We start from the raw sequence: 18,440 nt of genomic DNA, 5'->3' as shown, positions 1-18,440 counted from the left end.
AAAGGTGCAAGTTTATACCAGCTTTCACCTTGCCTCGGCCCAAGCCCTATCCGCTTACTTGATTTGCAGGAGCCGTCCGAGCAAGCTGCAACGGGAAGGGGCACTGGAGCCGTTGCATTCTGCCAAAAATGGGGCACTACGCCGCTAGGTTTTTCTTTGGTTTTCTATTTTTCCTGTTTGCGTTGCGTATGAAGGTTTTGCTGATGCTGGTACTGACGGTATGCTGGCTGAAGCTGTATGCGCAGGAGCCCGTGCCTACCAGCCTGCATACCGACACCAAGGCGCGTTATCAACTCTCGTATCCGAGCGCTTGGCAGCGGCACCAGAACGAAGACAAGACGCAAGTAAGCTTCGTTGCCGGTGGCACCGAGCGGCCAGCCGTTGTCACCCTTACTTCCCGCCCGCTCCCTCCCGACCAAAAAACGGTAGCTAGCCTGCTTGCTAGAGGCCAACAGGATACCTTGTGGCGCAGCATCCTGCGCCTGCCCCGTGCCCAGGTGCTACACCTCAGGCAGCGAACGGCGAGCAGCTACGAAGAACTGCACTACGAGTATACCTTCGCTGCCCAGCCCGCCCCCGCGGCCCGTACCCGCGTGATAGGCCGCCGGATATGGCGCGGCGGCGTAGAATTCAACCTGGAGTACCAGGCCGCCACCACCCAGGATAGCCGCTACCGGACCGAGGGCGAGCAATTGGTGGAGTCTTTCCGCTTTACGGGCAGCGCACCGACTCCGCCCGTCGCCATCCAACAATGCGACGACAAGATGTATGGCATTGCGGCCCTGCGCATCGTCAACGACATGTGGGAAGACGACTGCCGCACCATTCACGAATTTTCTGTCACGGACCCCACCGAGCCCCGAAGATTCATCGGCAGGTGCTGCCTTTTCAGTCTTATGCCTTAGCTAAGGGCTTCGACAACTGCTTGTATTCGGTGACCAAAGCGCCTACCAACCGGCCGGAACTGGTGTACCGCTACAACCCGGCCACGCGCCAGGGCGAGTACACCACGTGGCGACTGCCTGCCCAGGGCTCGGAAACCGTCTGGATTTCCGCTGCTACCGATGAGCACGGCGACTTGTATTTCATGACGGCCGACGCCAACAAGCTCGTGAAAGTCAGCCCCGCCGATAACTCCGTGACCATACTCTGGACCAAGGACCCTGCGCGGCAAACGGCTTATTTTCCGATTATTGGTTTTGCAGGGGCGGGCTCCCATGGTAATTTCTGCCTTGATGACGCCAACACCCTCTACGAAGTCTATAGCACTGATGGCTCCCTATTAAAGGTGGACTTGAAAACTCGCCAAACTGCTCCTGAAATGATACCGCTCAGCGGGCTACCCGAGCGGGGCGGCTACAGCGACTTGCTGCTTCAACTAGACAAAGTCGGCCGCCGTCGGCTCTATCTGGCGGGCCCAAAATCTCTGTATCGGGTGAATATGGAAACTGGCGAGGCGTACCGGGTCCGCCGCGGCGTTTATACCGATCTGGCGGGCTGCAACTTATTTCGGGCCGTTCCTCCCCGCGGCCGGCGGCCGCCGGCGCATCGTCTGCTGCCGCTACGGCTACCACGACATGGCAGGGACGGGTGCTGGACGCCGTCACGTTCCGGCCCTTGTCCCAGGCTCAGCTACGTCTAAACAATGGCAAAACCGAAAACAAGGTGCAACTCACCGCTGAGGGGTCGTTTTCCGTACCCGTCACCCCCGACCGGGCGTACAGGGCACACGCCCAGCTCGTTAGTTACCTGCCCACCGACAGCATCTATACCACCTTGGCTGGCCCTTACGTGCAGGATATTCTGCTCCAACCCCTCACCGTTGGCACCACGCTCCGCTTGAAAAACGTGCAGTTCGACCAGGGCACGACCCGGATGCTCGCCGCTTCCTACGCCACTCTTGATCAGCTGATAGCCGTCATGAAGGAGGACCCTAGCCTCTTGATCGAAATCCGGGGTCACACCGACAACGTCGGGCCTCCAGAGAAAAATCAGATACTCAGTGAGCAGCGAGCCGCCGCCGTACGAATCTACCTCATTGGCCTTGGTATTTCCGAGCAGCGCATCACGAGTGTAGGCTTTGGTGGCACCCAGCCCCGCGCCAGCAACGCCCGCGAATCCACCCGCCAGCTCAACCGCCGCGTAGAGTTCCGCGTAACGGGCGGGCGGTAGAAAATAGACTACTGCTTAGTAGATAAGTAAGAGGATAAAGGATAATTAACTTGTGTGCAGCCTCAAGTTTATATTAAGAATTGGTAACAGTTGGCGCCGCGAAGGTTAGTAATATAGCCGGTGTAGTTATCTGATTAGTTGCTGCAGGCTAGCTTGAATTGTTAACAATTCATTAGGGTGGTCCAGATTGACTGTAATCAGCCGATCAGCTACGCCATTAGCTTGTAAATAGGCCCTTTCTGCCTGAAAAGGTTGATCATCGAGCCAGTAAAAGTCTGAACGCGTATCAATGGCTTCAGTCTTTAGCGTATCCCAATTAGTTGGCAGAACACCATGTTTGAGTTTGTTTATTGTATCACTGTGCAAAAAGCGGGAGAGGTAGCGGAGTGCCGGAGCACTGTCGCCCTTGCAATGAGTTGTCAGCCAATAACACTCGAAATGCGAGGTTATAAAATCAATAAATACGTCAACTCCAGGCGCAGCCCGTGTATGTTTCGTTGTCAATAAAACACCATCGATATCTAAGTAAAGCTTTATCATTCGGCCAAATTACTTTTTGTTATAATGCCTCTAACTACCCTCAAGCTCCCCGAACTTTCCCTGGTCCTGCTCATTGGCACGTCGGGGGCGGGTAAGAGCACGTTTGCCCGGCGTCTGTTCAAGTCCACCGAAATCGTATCGTCGGACCATTGCCGGGCGCTGGTGGCGGACAATGAGAACGACCAAGCGGCCACGCCCGACGCGTTTGCGTTGTTGCATTACCTAGTGGGTGTACGCCTGAAGCGCGGCTTGCTCACGGTGGTGGACGCTACCAACGTGCAGCCCGAAGCCCGCAAGACCCTAGTGCAGCTGGCCCGCGACTACCACGTGCTGCCCACTGCTGTCATCCTCGACGTGCCCGACCACATAGCTGAGAGCCGCAACCGCGCCCGCGACGAGCGCAAGCATATGGGTCGGCACGTGGTACCACAGCAGCGTATACAGTTGCGCCGGAGCCTCAAAACGCTCAAGCACGAAGGCTTCCGCCAGGTCTACCACCTGAATGGCCCTGAGGAAATCGACGCTGTGCAAACCGTAGTGCGTGACCCGCTCTACAACAACCGCAAGCAGGAAACCGGCCCCTTCGACATCATCGGCGACGTGCACGGTTGCTACGACGAGCTGGTGCAGCTACTCGCCAATCTTGGCTACTCCGTCGAGGCCGAGCCAGTGCAGGATGCCCGTGACTTGGGCGTGCGCGTAACGGCACCGGCCGGCCGACGGGTTATTTTCCTTGGCGACTTAGTCGACCGAGGTCCGGCCTCGCCAGCGGTGCTGCGGCTAGTGATGCGCATGGTGCAGGACGGGGTGGCGCTGTGCGTTCCCGGCAACCACGACATCAAACTGCTGCGCCACCTCAACGGCAAAAAGGTAAACGAACAACATGGTTTCGCCGAGACGCTGGCGCAACTGGCCACCGAGTCGGACACGTTCAAGAGCCAGGTGCGGCAGTTTCTGGATGACCTCGTAAGCCACTATGTGCTCGATGGGGGCAAGTTGGTAGTGGCCCACGCCGGTTTGCGCGAAGACATGCAGGGGCGGGGCTCGGGGGCGGTGCGGTCCTTCGCGCTGTTCGGCGAAACCACCGGCGAGATAGACGAATTTGGCTTGCCGGTGCGCTACAATTGGGCCTTGGAGTACCGCGGCCGGGCCATGGTGGTGTACGGCCACACGCCCGTGCCCGAGTCGGAATGGCTCAACAACACTATTGATATTGATACTGGTTGCGTGTTTGGGGGCCAACTCACGGCCCTGCGCTACCCCGAGCGGGAGTTGGTGGCCGTGCCCGCCGCCCGCGTTTACTGCGCGCCGGCGCGCCCGCTCAATTACCTGCGCCTTCAGCACGAACAAGCAACCGCCAACGCACAAACTACCTCCGACCTCACCGCGCAACAGCAGCACGATGATCTGCTCGACATCCGCGACGTGATTGGCAAGCAAATCATTCGGCCGCGCCTGCTGCCTTCGGTTACGATTCGGGAGGAAAACGCCATTGCTGCTCTGGAGGTGATGAGCCGCTTCGCCCTCAACCCCAAGTGGCTGCTCTACCTGCCGCCCACCATGTCGCCGACGGAAACCAGTCCGCTGCCGGACCTGCTGGAACACCCCACCGAAGCCTTCGACTACTACCGCAAGATGGGCGTGGAGCGCGTAGTGTGCGAGGAAAAGCACATGGGCAGCCGCGTTGTGGTGGTGCTGGCGCGCGACGAGGACGCGGCGCGCCGCCGCTTCGGGGTGGTAGGCGAGGGGCCTGGCAAGTGCTATACTCGCACCGGCCGCAACTTCTTCACCGACCCCAACCTGGAAAGCGCCTTCCTCACCAAGCTGCAAGAGGCCCTAACCGGCGCCGGCTTTTGGGAGAAGCACCAAACTGATTGGCTCTGCCTCGACGCCGAGTTGCTACCGTGGTCGGCTAAGGCGCAAGACCTAATCAAGAACCAGTACGCCGCCGTGGCCGCCGCAGCCAGCGCCGCGCTGCCCTTAGCCGAAGCCGCGCTAGAGCAAGCCGCCGCCCGCAACCTCGATGGCCTTGAGGCCCTGCTGGCTCGCACCACTGCCCGCCGTACCGCCGCCGACCACTACGCCGAAGCCTACCGCCGTTACTGCTGGCCCGTGGAGAGCCTCGCCGATTTGCGGTTGGCACCTTTCCACCTGCTCGCCACCGAGGGCCACACCTACTTCGACAAAGACCACGCTTGGCACATGGAAACCCTGCGTGCGCTCAGCGTCCAGGACCCTGGCCTGCTCCGCGCCACGCCTTACCGCGTCGTTGCCACCCAACAGCCCGCGGAAGTGGAAGCCGCCATCCAGTGGTGGACCGACCTAACGGCTGCCGGCGGCGAAGGCATGGTGGTCAAGCCCTACGACTTTATCCCAAAAGGCTCTAAAACCCTCGTGCAGCCCGCTCTCAAGTGCCGGGGTCGCGAATACCTTCGCATTATCTACGGCCCTGATTATCTGCTGCCCGGCAACCTAGAGCGCCTTAAGGAGCGGGCCGTCAAAGCCAAGCGCAACTTGGCCCTGCGGGAGTTTGCCCTCGGCGTGGAAAGTCTGGAACGGTTCGTAGCCGGTGCCCCTTTGCGCGAGGTGCATCAGTGCGTGTTTGGTGTGCTGGCCTTGGAAAGCGAGGCCGTGGACCCGCGGTTGTAGCAGAATGCTGTAGACGCGGCCCTTCGGACCTCTATGCAAGCCTTGTCACTACGATCTTCTGTACTGCATTCCAACTAAAGTGTGCTTATAGTCGACTTCTGTTTTCTGCTGCATTCCGTATGAACGCAACTTGGGTAGTGGATGGGATAGAAGAGGCAGAGGTGTATGCCCTTCTTTCCCTCATCGAGACTTGCCCAAGACGCGTCCTACAGCAACCAATTCATGCAACAGAAGAAAGCGGCTTTTTTACTGGCACCCGTCTTGGCGGCCGGGTTCCTTACGTGGGTGTGGCGGAGCAAGCCCTACACTATTCAGGCAGACAACTGCGCGACTATTACCTCGGCGGGCCGCATCCGGTTGGCTCTGCTGCGCCAGCTTATTAAGCGCGGCGGACCTTCGCGCCGCAAGCTTGGCGTCCCGAAGGAAACGATGCGCACCATCGAGCAGCGGGAAGTAGCCACGGCGTACGGTGCGGCTCCCGTCACGTTTTACTGGCCTGAAACCACTACGGAGCCGCTGCCGGTGTATGTCAATTTTCATGGCGGCGGTTTTGTGCTCGGCTTCCCTGGTCAGGACGATCTGCTGTGCCGATACCTGGCGCATCATGCGCAATGTGTGGTGGTGAACGTCGATTACACGTTGGCGCCCGAGCACCCGTTTCCGGCGGCCGTCTATCAGTGCTACGAGGTGGTGAAGTGGGTGCACGAGCAGGCCTCTGCCTTGGGCTATGATGCCAGCCGCCTAGCCATTGGCGGCCACAGCGCGGGCGGCAACTTTGCGGCGGCGGTAGCGCTGTTGGTGAAAGAGCGCCAGGAGTTTGCGCTGGCCTTGCAGATTCTAGACTACCCTTCGCTCAACCTAGCCGAGCGCACCGACCACAAGCACGTACTGCGCCGCAAGAAACAAGTGCTTCCGGTCGAGCTGGCGTCGTTTTTCAAGCACATGTACGTGCCTCGCCCCGCCGACTGTCTCAATCCGCTGGCTTCGCCCTTGCTAGCCGAAGACCTGACCGGCTTGGCACCCGCCCTCATTATCACGGCCGAGTACGACCTGCTGCGCGACGATGGCAACGAATACGCGCAGAAATTGCGGGAGCAAGGCGTAGCCGTCACCCACGAGGAATTTAAAGGCGTAGATCATGCTTTCACTCATTTCGGCCCCAAAGAGCCCGCACAACGCGCTTGGAACCTGATGCTTACCTGTTTAAAGCAGGCCCTACACGGTTCAGCTCAACCTAATGCATTTGCAGAATCAACTGCGGATTTAGCAACCGCCCCCGCGCTGAATGCCGTACTACCAAACTTCTAAAGGCCAGTTCGACCAAGAAGAACGTCCTGCTTGCTCTTTCGTCCGCGCAGTGCAACGAGGCTAAAGCATCTCGCGTGCTGAGGTTGTAATGGTATTGTCCTGCTGAGCGCAGTCGAAGCATCTCGCTCGACTCGTTGAGTTAGTACTGCAACCTCAGCACGCGAGATGCTTCGACTGCGCTCAGCAGGACGTTCTTTATTGGTTTGAAGGACTGATAAGTATATAAATCAACAACTTATGCCTAGTAACACCATTCTGGTAGTCGGCGGCAACGGCATTATTGGCCGTAATGCCGTGAACTATCTGCTCTCCACCGGCAACTGGAATACGCTGGTCACGTCGGCCTCGGCGCTGGATTATGAAACCTCAGCGCGCTATGTGCAGCTGGATTTGCTGGACCCCGAGGCCGTAGCGAAGCAAGCCGAACAGTTGCGCGAGGTTACACACGTACTTTATGCGGCCTATATCGAAGGCAAAACGCTGGCTGCTCAAACTCAGGTGAATTTGGCGCTGCTGCGCAACCTCGTGACGGGCTTAGAGCAGATTGCCCCCGACTTCCGGCACATCACCTTCATTCAAGGTGGCAAAGCGTACGGTGCCCACCTCGGCCGCTACAAAACACCGGCCCTTGAAACCGACCCACGCCACTTCCCGCCGAACTTCTACTACAGCCAAGAAGACTTTCTGCGCGAGCAATCGGCGGGAAAGCCGTGGAGCTGGACGGCCGTGCGCCCCGATATTGTGGTGGGTTTCGCCGTGGGCAACCCCATGAATCTAGCCAACCTGATTGCTGTGTATGCCAGCTTGTGCAAGGAGCTGAAGGTGCCGTTCCGCTTTCCGGGTAGCCTACAAGCTTATCAGGTGCTAGTAAACGTGACCGACGCCACACTGCTGGCCAAGGGCATGGAGTGGGTGGCAACGCACGACGAATGCAACGAGGAAATCTACAACGTCACCAACGGCGACATATTCCGGTGGAGCCAGTTGTGGCCTAAGTTTGCCGAGTATTTCGGCGTGGAGTACGCCGAGCCCATCACGTTTCCGCTGCAAGAGTACATGGCCGATAAAGCCGACCTGTGGCAGCAGATGGTGCAGAAATACAATCTCAAACCTCACACCCTCGACGAGCTAGCACAGTGGCCCTTCGGCGACTTCATCTTCAACGTGGAAGCCGATGCCTTTTTCGACGTCAACAAGCTGCGCCGCGCCGGTTTCCACGACATGCACCTCGACAGCTTCACGTCTTTCCGCAACCAGTTCGAGCAGTTGAAAGCCGAGAAAATCATCCCGTAGCGAAAAGCGCCTTATCTAACCTTGCTTGCCGTTTTCAGCCACTTGAGGGCCGCCGCTACTTTCGTGTCTTTGGTCAGGTCTACAAAGTTGTCGCCGCCGGTGACAAGCTCATCGGGTGTGACGTTGGAGCGGTATACAGCTTTGTTGCGGTCGGTTTCCTGCATGACGGCGATGGTGAGGTAGGAATTGCCGCTGATGCGGTAGCTTTCGTTGGCGGTGGTGGCACCATAGGTAGGCTCCCCGAAAAAGCGGGTGGCGGGGCGGCCTTTCAGGCTGATAGCCACAATTTCGCCGGAGCTGGCAGTTATGCCGCTCAGGAGTACGGCCACGGGCTTATCGGTTTTCCGAACGGGGCAGCGGTTTTGCAAGTTGGTCACCTGCAGGGTATCCATGTAGAAGTTGCCTTACTTAAGGTACCACTGCTCATCAGGCTTGCCGTCTTTATCCACGAAGCCGCCCAGGTAGCCGTCGCCGATGAGGGGGGCGATGCCGGCGAGCATGGGCGCCATAGCGCCACCGGTGTTCAGGCGCAAATCAATAATCCAGGCTTTGGCTTTATCGGGGTTAAGGCGGCAAAGGGAATCCTGCACCACTTTGGCCGCGTCGCGCATGGCTTGTAGGCTGCCGCCGGCGTTGATGCCCGGCAACTGCACGTAGCCCACATTGCCGGGCAGCATTTTAACTACTACGCCCGGCTTCTTGGCAATGGCCTCTTTCACGGCGGTGTTGGTGTAGGCGGGGCGGGCGGTGTTGTGCCACTTGTAGGTTTTGCCTTGGTAAGTCAACCAGCCGTGGTCATCCTTCAACTGCTCGAACACAAACGGGTAAATCGGCAGCAACTCCCGCACCGACCGCGCCCCCTGAACCTTCTGGTACACCGTCTGGCGCAGCTGGGGCCAATTTACAGTGCCACGCTCCAGCGAGTACGTCTCCAGCAGCGTCAGACTCTTATCCAGAAAGGTCTTAACAGAATCGGGAAGTGGAGCGGGGGTAGTTTGGCACCAAGCCGAGCGACTAGCAACGAACAGTAGCACGAGTAAGCCTGGTTTCTTCATGCAGAGAAGATGCTGATTACGGGAGGAGGGTTGGTTGGAGACTCAGATTATGGTGGAGTAAGTAACAATTTAACCTGCCCAAGGGAATAGTATACCGTATTGGTTGTCCTCGTCCTTGGGGTCAGGATCAACTTTGCCTTTAGTTCTAAAATCTTCAAATATTATATGCTTGTCCCTTTGAAATTCTGCAAGTAGATACCGTTTTACTGCTTCTTTTGAAACATGTGAGCATTCATGGCTAAGGTCTATCCTTTGAATTTTAGTCTCAAATTCAACGTGCCCTCGTTTATCGTAGAACTTAGGAAATCCATACTGTATAATACACTTTCCTCTTATATCTTGATAGTGAAAATTGAATTCTGCATCTATTTCACCAAAAATAAGAATTCCTAGTTTGCCAATTTCGATGATATCAGTTTATTCGAGTTTTTTACCGTGTAGTGCGGTTAATTTTAATTCACCAATATTTCCTTTAAGCCATTTGAAATTATCAGGAAAATTTAAACGGTTGTCTATTCCAGTTTCAATGTCTATTATTCTCTGAAACTTAAGTGAAGAGAAACTTATCTTTGTAAAAATGAATAGATACTCAAAAATAAAATGATTGCCTTTAAAATGTGTTGCAACAACGCGTTGTATGGTTTTGGTATTGTCAACTACTTTTGAAAGTTGAAACTGCTGGTGGATGCGTGCTTGAAATTGGTTTGTTAAATGCTTAGTCTCTGGTACTGTAGTCTCAGCTATATACTGCACTATGTTGCCTGCAGCCGATCTTTCTATTGTGAATCTCCAAGGGTGTAGAGAAGTAATAGAGAAAACATCTTTAGTCCAGTCACGCCTTTCTATTTCACCTTCAATAAGTATTTTGTCATTAGATAAATATGATATATTGTAATTTTTAATAGAGTATGGAGATTCTTCTTTTGTTAAGCTTTTAATTATCGTATCTAACTTGTCTGACAGCACATCTGCAACGCTTGTATTTTGGCCTATCCATTCGCTTTGAGCAGTAAAGGGTTTTATATTACTTTCTTTTTGATGTTGCCTATTTCTTAAAGTTTCAAATTCATTAGGGCTTAATATCATACTAGCCAATAATGGAACAGTATTATTGCGCTGTGGTGCTTTGACGAACACTCCGCGTTTCTGTAGCATAAATCTCAAATCATGCTCACTTAAACTGCTAGCTACAAGTAATGGCTTAATCCCATCTCCGTATGGAAGTAGAGAACTAAGCTCAGAGTTTAAGTTGTTAGAATTGTTCAACTGTTCGAAACGTTATGTTAAAAGAACTTACTATAACTTTTTTTGCAAAACGCTTGTCTTTTAATTCTAGCTTTATATCTTCTACTGTAGATGAGTACATATCATGATTGAAATCGGGGAATAGAATATATACCTTTTGTCCCCAGTTTTCTGTTAGTTTTTGAGAAAGGCTCAATAACTTTCTTAAAGTATCTTCTTCAAACTTGTCAATACAATTGATTATGAGATATTCACTTTCATCGTCAATTACTTTTAGAGGGAGAATGCTGCTATTTATATATTGAACGGGTAGCGTATCGCTGCTACTTATTCTGTTTTTGACAGTGTTATTGAATCCTGTTGTCGGATGAAAGAATTCTACCGTTTTGCCAGAAAATTGTCTTTTGGCAAACGTGATAGTATCATGTATGAAACGTGCACGATGATTGTCAACAAGATAAACTGTGTCAAATTGTAATGAATCGTCTATTTTAAAATCAGTTAAACGCTCAAGTACATTGTCGTATGAACTTGAATTGTCAAGCCAGAAAATAACACCTGTTTGTTTACAAGTATATCTTATGTCCGTATTTTTTAGTTTGCTCCTTATCGATGATTTCTTAAAACAGTCTAAAGCATAAGCAATATCTCGTAGGTGAGCTTTGAACTTGCTAGTAGGATTTGACGGATATTTATCATTGAATTTTGATGATGTCAATATAAACATTTGTGTGTCACTAAATAAAGGGCAATCATATTGATAAATAAAGTCAACACCATGATTTGCTCTATCTCTAGTTGATATAGAATGCTCTATCGGATTAAAACATTCTAAGTCTCGTCCTGTAAGTAAATTATCCCAGCCTATCAGAGTGAGAAGCCTTTCTACTATGTCTTCTCCAAATTCACCTCGTTTTTTAGAAGTTTCCCCCATTTTGTGCAGATATACTTATATGATAGCTAATAAACGAAATCCTCAACAAGCAACCTGCTTTACCGCCCATTCATACTCTTGTCCCGGGCACCTTTGAACTCCGAGCCGGCGCGCCACTGCGGGAACGTGGTTTCGCCAGCCAAGCGCTGACCGACGCGGAAGTAGAGTTGGGCATCCTGGGCGATGCCAGATAGGTCCCAACTCGGGTCGAACTGGTCGGCGGGCTTGTGGTACATGTTGGTGGTGTAGTTCTGGCGCTGCTCGGCAATGTACTCTTTGCCGCGGGTGCGGCTCTCGAAGCCGCCGCTGGCGTAAAGCGAAGGCACGCCCACGTGGGCGAAGTTGAAGTGGTCGGAGCGGTAGAACATGCCGGTTTCAGGCGTTTGGTCGGGCAGCACGTAGCGGTCCTGCTCTTTGGCTGCCGCACGGGCGTAGTCCTCTAGCTCCGATTGGCCGTAGCCAATGACGGTCAGGTCTTTCATCTCGCCGTAGGGCCAGAGCATGTCCATGTTCAGGTCGGCCACGGTTTTGTTGAGCGGATAGGGCGGGTGCTGGGCGTAGTAGGCCGAGCCGAGCAGGCCCTGCTCTTCGCCGGTCACGGCCAGGAACACAATGCTGCGGGCAGGCTTCTGCGGGGCTTTCTGGAACGCTTCGGCGATGCTCAGCAAGGCGGCCAGGCCGGTACCATCGTCGACGGCGCCGTTGTAGATGGAGTCGCCAGCAATGGCTTTGCCCACCCCGAAATGGTCCCAATGCGCGGAGTAGACGATGTATTCGTTGGCGCGGGTAGTGCCGGGCAGCACGGCCAGCACGTTGCGGCTGGTCTGGCGGCGGAGCTTGTTGGCTATGCTGGCCGTAAGCGTAAGGTCGCCGAGGGGACGGGGGCGGAAGCCGGGCTTGTTGGCTGCGGCATAGAGTTGGTCGTAGTTCTGGCCGGCGGCCTGGAACAGCTTCTTGGCAGCGTCCATGGTCAGCCAGCCTTCCAGAGCGCACTTATCGGCGCCTTTGTTGGGCGTTTGGGCGCGCAGCTTCGGGCTGGTGGCCCCGCTCAGCACCACCGACCAAGGGTAGGCGGCCGGCTTGGTGTCGTGCACAATCAGCACACCGGCCGCGCCGTGGCGGGCGGCTTCCTCGTATTTGTAGGTCCAGCGGCCGTAATAGGTCATGGCCTTGCCGTTGAAGAAAGTGGTATCGTTGCCCGCGTTGCCGGGGTCATTGACGAGAACCACTACCGTTTTGCCCTTCACATCGAGGCCCGCGTAATCGTCCCATTTATACTCGGGTGCCACCACGCCGTAGCCGGCAAATACCAACGGCGAGTTGCTGACGGGCACCTGTGGCTGCTCGCGTTGGGTGAAGGCCACAAAGTCAGTTTTGTACGTAAAGCTCAGGTTCTGGCCGTTGCCTTTGATTTGCATGGTGGCAGCGGGCGTACCCGTAATTTCCACCATGGGCACGGCCTGGAAGTAGCTGCCATCGGGGCCAGGCTTGAGGCCGAGCTGTTTGAACTGGTCGGCTAAGTACTTGGTACTGCGTTCTTCGCCCACCGTGAACGGCTTGCGACCCTGCATATCGTCGGAAGAAACAGCTTGCAGATACTTGCGGATGCTAGCCGTTGAAATGGCGCCGGTTGGGGTAGCAGCTGGGTCGGACTCTGTCTTGGCTTCTGTAGTAGTCTCTGTGGTGGCAGTAGATGTTTGGGACTGGCAGCCGGCTAATGATAGGCCAAGTAAACACACCGGTGCCGTCCGGCGCCAAGAAAAGAAACGACGAGTTGAGAAAGACATAGGTTACTTAGAATTGCGAAGAAGCGTGAAGGAAGTAGAGCTTCATAAGCTGCAAAGGCGCGGAAGCAGTATTTGAGCTTGATTCTCCAATAGTAAGGGATATTCTCGGCTAACCCTACAGTGTTTGAATCCCGCCTGCTTCGAGTGCTGTTACTGACTTAAAGCGGCCTCGGCTTCCTCCTGCGCGTATTGTTCTTCCTTAGTCAGGGTAGGATCGGTGAGGGTGAGTAGGTGTTTACGGCGGATGGTGCGCTCCTGCTCTGGCAGCAGAAACACGTAGCTCACAACCATGCCGCGGGCTTGCGCCAGTCCGGAGCCTACCTCATAGAACTTGCCAGGAATCCGTTGTTCATGCATGGCCCGCTGCACCAGCTGAAACAGGCGCGCATCCGGCGACTCGTTTGCTTGGTCCAGCGGTGTTTGGTACACGCGGCCGTGCAGCGAGAAGCGTAAGTAACCGTCGCGGCGCTGGGCGTAGTCTTGCACCTGCATGGGCCGGAACAGATTTCCCGACAATCGGCGGAGCACTTCCAGCAGCCGCGCATACGACCAGCTGGTATAATAAGGATCGCCCCGGTATTGGCCCACGCTGCCCGGAACGTAGTGTAGCACTTCTTGCCGCTCATGTAGGCGTGCTTGCCACAGACGGGCTTTGGCTGCGGCACGCTTGGCTGGCGAAAGGTGCCGCAAAAAGCCGAGTGCTTCAAAGGCCTGGAGAGCCGCCGCAACGGTATCGGTTGGCAGCAGCGTAAATCCATCTGCGGCTGTAGTATGCAACACCGAATATCCCAGCGTATCCAGAGCCTCGGCTTGACTAGGATTGAGTCGCCAGAGGCCGAAGCGGTTCGTATTGCCATGCAAGTACCTGTCCTGTTCCGACTCTACGAATACCAAGCGGTAAGGAGTGGCACGGTCAGCTAGTACCTGGTTGAAAACCCAATAAAACTGTTCCGAGTACACGCTTCTGTTGGCATAGATATCCTCCAGTGCACTACGGTGAGTGTACTCGTGCCCATCAACCCGCAACCGTACCACCACATCCTGGTCGCCTGAGCAATTGATGCAATACGATAGTTCGCCTGGGGTCACTACTTCAACTCGGAAGTCGGTGAAGTTCATATTGGGTAGAAGCTGCGCTACTTCCCGGTGCAGTTGCTCCAGGTAGGCAGGCAGCGCGGCGGGGTAGCTGGAGCGGTGGAACACGCGGGCGTGGGGCAGGCAGTTGAGCAGTTCTACCGGGTCATGAAACCGACCGGCCCGCAAGTCTTGGTCGAGCTGCCGCGCTCGGTTGGGTGGGAGTAGGTTCAGTTGTTGCAGGGCCGGAACCAAGCTGGTGTTCTGACGCAGGCGGTGGGCTACACCCAGGATGTCGTAGGAATTGTAAAGCAGTTGGCGACGACTGAAAAAGCCACCTGCTTGGGCCAGAGGAAACAGAATTTGATAATCAGCTGGGGTAAGTAAGCCCGCCTGCAACAGTTGTTTGATGAGCAGTAGCGCTTGGGCGCGAGCTGATTGTATTTCTGCTGGGGTAGTGGGTAGCCGAATTGACAGCCCCATAAGCGGCAGTGAGGGCGGCGCACCAATGGCCTCCTTGGTAGCAACAAGTAGCGAATCCGGGTCCAGCAGCCAATGCTTTTCCTGCCGCTCTTCATAGTCAGTGAGCCAGCCGCGTACCTGGGAAGGGGTATGACCTAGTTGAAAGTGTTCGAGCCGGGTCGTATCGCAGAAGTTCAGCCACCGGCGGTGCTGCGGCTTCACCAGTCCGGTGCGCAGCAATATAGGAGCGTAGGAGCGAGGTGGCGGCGGGCCGACAGGCGAGGCATTTAGGGAAGCTTTACGGGCATCACAAGCGCTGAGTAGCACCACACCCAACCAGCAGAGTAACTGTATAATCGTGCGCATGATATTGCTAATCAGATTTCATTGCTGTATAGTACTTAGATAATGCACTGGCGGGCTTCCGTGGTGATGTAAATACCTAGGCGTAGACGACAGAGTACATAGCCCAGAGAGACCGACAGTAACGGCCGAAGCGCCATAACAACTGCTCCGTGTGTTATCCTAATTTCCAGCATCATACTGGATGATTGCTAGCCAGGCCCACATTGCTGAAAGCTTCAAATCATTATTTAACACGGGGTGAAGTAAACACAGTAGTTGACGCGCTGATTGCGTATGCCGCGCATATTGCGCAATTAGCACCTCAACTTACAGTTTTCCGGCTTACTCTATTATTTCGTGCACGCCCGCATCCAAAACGCCCTTAGCCAGCTCGAAGCTCGCCACAACATCCGCATCCTTTATGCGTGCGAATCGGGTAGCCGAGCCTGGGGCTTCCCCTCCCCAGATTCCGACTACGACGTGCGGTTCATCTACGCCCACCCCACCGACTGGTACCTAACTCTTGATGAGGGCGCTGACACGCTCAATTTTCCGGTAGATGACGAACTAGACCTGGCCGGTTGGGAACTGCGCAAAGCGCTAAAGCTGCTACGCGGCTCCAATGCGGCGCTTTTCGAGTGGCTACAGTCGCCGGTGGTGTATGCGGAAACGGCTAGCTTTCAAGCGGAACTGATCCCGCACCTGACAAGCTGCTGGAACGCGCGGGCGGGGCTGAATCACTACACCGGACTGATGCGGCGCGGGGTAGAAGACGATTTGGTTGCGGCAGACGTGCGGTTGAAGCGGCTTTTTTACGCCCTGCGCTCCTCGTTGGCGGCCCGCTGGATTCAGCTGCAACCCACCGAGGTGCCGCCCATGGAGTTTCAGTTGTTGTGCCAGGTGCTGCCGCCCGAGCTGGACGATACCGTAAACGAGTTGCTGTCTCGAAAGGCCACGGCCGACGAGAAAACCACTGTGCCTCGTCCAGCGCTGCTGGTCGATTTTCTGCGAGCGGAATACGAGGCCGTGCTGGCAGCACGCGCCACGTTGCCCATTACCAGAGTGGCCGACCCTACGCCCGCGCTAGACGCCTTGTTCCGAACCTTGCTTGTAGCTCCTTTCTAAATCTTCTGCGGACTTCTACGAACCCCTTGCATCCGTTGCGCGAATCAGTATCCGCGCCGAAAGCAACAGCCCATGACCATTTCCGACCTGCGCCAGCGCGGCCTTATTCTCTTTGAAGCCATTAGCGGCAGCCGTGCTTACGGTACCAATTTACCTCACTCGGATACCGATTTGAAGGGCATATTCATTTTGCCGGAAGAAGAATTCTACGGCTTGGAATACGTGCCGCAAGTGGCCAACGCCACCAACGACGAGGTGTTCTACGAATTGCGCCGCTTCGTTGAATTACTGCTCAAAAACAACCCCACCGTGCTGGAATTGCTCGGCACGCCCGAGGACTGTGTGGTGTACCGCCACCCTCTATTCGAGGCATTTCGGGCCGAAGTTTTTCTCTCCAAGCTTTGCCGGCAGAGCTTTGCCGAGTACGCCGTAGCGCAGATTAGGAAAGCCAAAGGTCTGAACAAGAAAATCAACCATCCCGAACCGCCCAGCCGTAAATCGGTGCTGGATTTCTGCTATGTGACGGTAGGCGCAGGCGCGCAGCCGGTGCAGCAGTGGCTAACTCGGCAGGGTATCAGCGCCGCGCAGTGCGGCCTAGCCAACGTGCCGCACCTCACCGACCTCTACGCCTTGTTCATCGACGACAACCCCGACGGCCGCCACGGCTACCGGGGCCTTGTGCGCGACCCGGAAACTTCGCAGGACGTGTTGCTATCGGCGGTGCCGAAAGGGGAGATGCCGGTAGCGTATCTGAGTTTCAATCGCAACGGCTACAGCACCTACTGTCGGGTGTTTCGGGAGTACCACGAGTGGGTAGCCAAGCGCAACGCCGAGCGGTACCAGAACACCGTGCAACACGGCAAAAACTACGACGCCAAAAACATGCTGCACGTGTTTCGGCTCTTGCGCATGGCCGAGGAAATTGCCCTCACCAGCCAGCTCCAAGTCCGCCGCCCCGACCGGGAGTTCCTACTAGCCATCCGCCGGGGCGAGTTCGAATATGAGGAGCTAGTGCAGCAAGCAGAAACCCTGGTAGCGCGAGTGGAGGCCGCCTTCGCCGCATCCTGCCTGCCCGAAGCGCCCAACAAAGCCGCCGCTGAGCTACTGCTAATTCAAGCGCGGCGGGCGTGGTACGCATCCGTTAAATAACAAAGGCCCTTCTCCTAGTGGAGAAGGGCCTTTGAGTAGCTGAAGCCACTTAAATACTAAGGGTTGCTCATATGCGGCTAGAACGGGTTTGGGTGCGCTTCACTTTAGCCCGGCTGCCCTTGAAGTTGAACAAGCTACGATGACCGCGTTTGCGGTGACCTTTGTAAATTTTGTAGCTCGGGCGGTGGGTGTACCGCTTAGCTTTCATCTTGGCGCGGGCGTAGGCAGTGGGGCGGCCCGCCTCGGCGGGAGTTGATTCAACGCCACTCACGAGTAACAAAGCAAAAAACAGCAGCAGAGTCCGGATCATAGAGAGTAGAGGTCAGGTGTGTTATGCTGCTATAAACTCAAGAGTGGGGCCAGAAATTGTGCTGCTCTTATAAGGATTTTAATAGTTCTAATTTATTTTATTTCATAATGTTGATTTTCAGATAGATGCAGTGGCTTTATTCCTGAAAATATTCTTGTCGATTTACATGAAAAGTATTGCAGGGGCTAAAGTTAATTCTATATGATTTCGTGATTTGCCATGAGCTAAGTATTAACAAATGCAAAACGATAGTCTTTCGTGTTACATGGCACATCGTCGTACTTTTGTGCCTTATGCCCTATTCCTTACTGCTCTTCGACTACGACGGTACCCTTTGCGATACACATCGGGCCATCAAGCATTCCATGCGTCGCACGTTTGAGATACTAGGCTATCCGCCGCCCGATGAAACGTTGATGGATGAAGCAGTAGGGCGGGGGCTGTTGCTGCCCGAAATGCTGCTCTGGCTGCATCCGCCCGGTACGCCGCCGCTGCCTGCTGTTTGGGTGAATACTTACCGCGCCATCTACAACACCGAATCCGAAGAGCTGGTTACCCTATTTCCGGGCGTGGAGCAGGTGCTGGTTGCTGCTGCGGCCAATGGCAAGGAGTCGGTGGTTATTAGCAACAAAGGGTTGCCGTTGCTAGAAAATTCGCTCAGTCGGTTTGGCTTGCGGCACTATTTCAGCCTTGTGCTCGGCGATACGCCCGACCGGCAACTGCCCCTCAAACCCGACCCGGCCATGTTCACCCAAGTGATTCAGCCCCGATTCTCGGCCATTAGCCCCGGTGCCACACTCATGATAGGCGACACAGCGCCCGACTTGCGTTTTGCCCGCAACTGCGGCATTGCCTCTTGCTGGGCCAGCTATGGCTTCGGGCAAGAAAACGATAATCTGCCCCTTCAGCCCACCTACCGCATCAATTCTCTACCTGAGCTCTTACCACTACTTCAATAACGGGCCGTCTTTACTGATTTTACATGCCTGATA

Annotated in this window: 15 protein-coding genes and 1 pseudogene; 9 read left to right on the top strand and 7 right to left on the bottom strand. The window is 55.1% G+C overall.

Annotation, left to right across the window (positions count from 1 at the left end):
* Window positions 1-188 precede the first annotated feature (188 nt).
* The 3 genes from MUN86_RS12865 to MUN86_RS12855 are packed head-to-tail and all read left to right on the top strand — an operon-like array spanning window position 189 to window position 2,172.
* Window positions 189-905, top strand: coding sequence for a hypothetical protein (locus MUN86_RS12865; RefSeq protein WP_245118324.1), 717 nt, complete (start codon window positions 189-191; stop codon window positions 903-905).
* Entirely contained in the window at window positions 878-1,642 is a 765-nt protein-coding gene (locus MUN86_RS12860) for an NHL repeat-containing protein (protein ID WP_245118323.1), read from the top strand. The genes MUN86_RS12865 and MUN86_RS12860 overlap by 28 nt, the downstream gene beginning before the upstream one ends.
* Window positions 1,618-2,172, top strand: coding sequence for an OmpA family protein (locus MUN86_RS12855; protein ID WP_245118322.1), 555 nt, complete (start codon window positions 1,618-1,620; stop codon window positions 2,170-2,172). Before MUN86_RS12860 ends, MUN86_RS12855 begins: the two co-directional genes overlap by 25 nt.
* Before the next feature lie 126 nt (window positions 2,173-2,298).
* On the opposite strand, the gene MUN86_RS12850 is transcribed toward MUN86_RS12855, so the two are convergent.
* Window positions 2,299-2,712, bottom strand: a complete 414-nt coding sequence (locus MUN86_RS12850; RefSeq protein WP_245118321.1) for a hypothetical protein — start codon at window positions 2,710-2,712, stop codon at window positions 2,299-2,301.
* A 24-nt stretch (window positions 2,713-2,736) separates the two neighbouring features.
* On the opposite strand from MUN86_RS12850, the gene MUN86_RS12845 reads away from it, so the two are divergent.
* From MUN86_RS12845 to MUN86_RS12835, 3 genes are all read left to right on the top strand, one after another.
* A complete protein-coding gene (locus tag MUN86_RS12845; RefSeq protein WP_245118320.1) occupies window positions 2,737-5,361 on the top strand; it encodes a polynucleotide kinase-phosphatase in 2,625 nt (874 codons plus the stop codon).
* A gap of 222 nt (window positions 5,362-5,583) precedes the next feature.
* The gene (locus tag MUN86_RS12840) at window positions 5,584-6,669 is read left to right on the top strand and encodes an alpha/beta hydrolase (RefSeq protein WP_245118319.1); all 1,086 of its coding nucleotides are present in this window, start codon (window positions 5,584-5,586) and stop codon (window positions 6,667-6,669) included.
* A gap of 237 nt (window positions 6,670-6,906) precedes the next feature.
* On the top strand, window positions 6,907-7,962 hold the full coding sequence (locus tag MUN86_RS12835) for an SDR family oxidoreductase (protein ID WP_245118318.1): 1,056 nt from the start codon (window positions 6,907-6,909) through the stop codon (window positions 7,960-7,962).
* Window positions 7,963-7,973: 11 nt separating this feature from the next.
* Here the strand turns inward: MUN86_RS12835 and MUN86_RS32390 are convergent.
* The 5 genes and pseudogenes from MUN86_RS32390 to MUN86_RS12810 form a co-directional block, all read right to left on the bottom strand.
* Window positions 7,974-9,017, bottom strand: a pseudogene (locus MUN86_RS32390) (S41 family peptidase).
* A gap of 417 nt (window positions 9,018-9,434) precedes the next feature.
* Window positions 9,435-10,283 (bottom strand): hypothetical protein, encoded by an 849-nt coding sequence (locus tag MUN86_RS12825; protein ID WP_245118317.1) that lies wholly within the window; start codon window positions 10,281-10,283, stop codon window positions 9,435-9,437.
* Entirely contained in the window at window positions 10,270-11,196 is a 927-nt protein-coding gene (gene gapS4a, locus MUN86_RS12820; RefSeq protein WP_245118316.1) for a GapS4a family protein, read from the bottom strand. Before gapS4a ends, MUN86_RS12825 begins: the two co-directional genes overlap by 14 nt.
* 59 nt (window positions 11,197-11,255) lie before the next feature.
* Window positions 11,256-12,983, bottom strand: coding sequence for a M28 family metallopeptidase (locus tag MUN86_RS12815; protein WP_245118314.1), 1,728 nt, complete (start codon window positions 12,981-12,983; stop codon window positions 11,256-11,258).
* Between the two features lie 150 nt (window positions 12,984-13,133).
* Window positions 13,134-14,885, bottom strand: a complete 1,752-nt coding sequence (locus tag MUN86_RS12810; RefSeq protein WP_245118313.1) for a hypothetical protein — start codon at window positions 14,883-14,885, stop codon at window positions 13,134-13,136.
* Between the two features lie 336 nt (window positions 14,886-15,221).
* On the opposite strand from MUN86_RS12810, the gene MUN86_RS12805 reads away from it, so the two are divergent.
* Both MUN86_RS12805 and MUN86_RS12800 read left to right on the top strand, forming a co-directional pair.
* Entirely contained in the window at window positions 15,222-15,989 is a 768-nt protein-coding gene (locus MUN86_RS12805; protein ID WP_245118311.1) for a nucleotidyltransferase domain-containing protein, read from the top strand.
* Between the two features lie 72 nt (window positions 15,990-16,061).
* Window positions 16,062-17,138 (top strand): nucleotidyltransferase domain-containing protein, encoded by a 1,077-nt coding sequence (locus MUN86_RS12800; RefSeq protein WP_245118309.1) that lies wholly within the window; start codon window positions 16,062-16,064, stop codon window positions 17,136-17,138.
* Window positions 17,139-17,205: 67 nt separating this feature from the next.
* On the opposite strand, the gene MUN86_RS12795 is transcribed toward MUN86_RS12800, so the two are convergent.
* On the bottom strand, window positions 17,206-17,448 hold the full coding sequence (locus MUN86_RS12795) for a hypothetical protein (RefSeq protein ID WP_245118307.1): 243 nt from the start codon (window positions 17,446-17,448) through the stop codon (window positions 17,206-17,208).
* Between the two features lie 293 nt (window positions 17,449-17,741).
* Between MUN86_RS12795 and MUN86_RS12790 the strand changes: the two genes are divergently transcribed.
* Window positions 17,742-18,407 carry an HAD family hydrolase gene (locus tag MUN86_RS12790; RefSeq protein WP_245118305.1) on the top strand — a complete coding sequence of 222 codons (666 nt, stop codon included), beginning with the start codon at window positions 17,742-17,744 and terminating at the stop codon, window positions 18,405-18,407.
* The last annotated feature ends 33 nt before the right edge of the window (window positions 18,408-18,440 follow it).

It is taken from the genome of Hymenobacter volaticus (assembly GCF_022921055.1).
GTDB lineage: Bacteria > Bacteroidota > Bacteroidia > Cytophagales > Hymenobacteraceae > Hymenobacter > Hymenobacter volaticus.
This window is presented reverse-complemented; position numbering and strand designations above follow the sequence as displayed.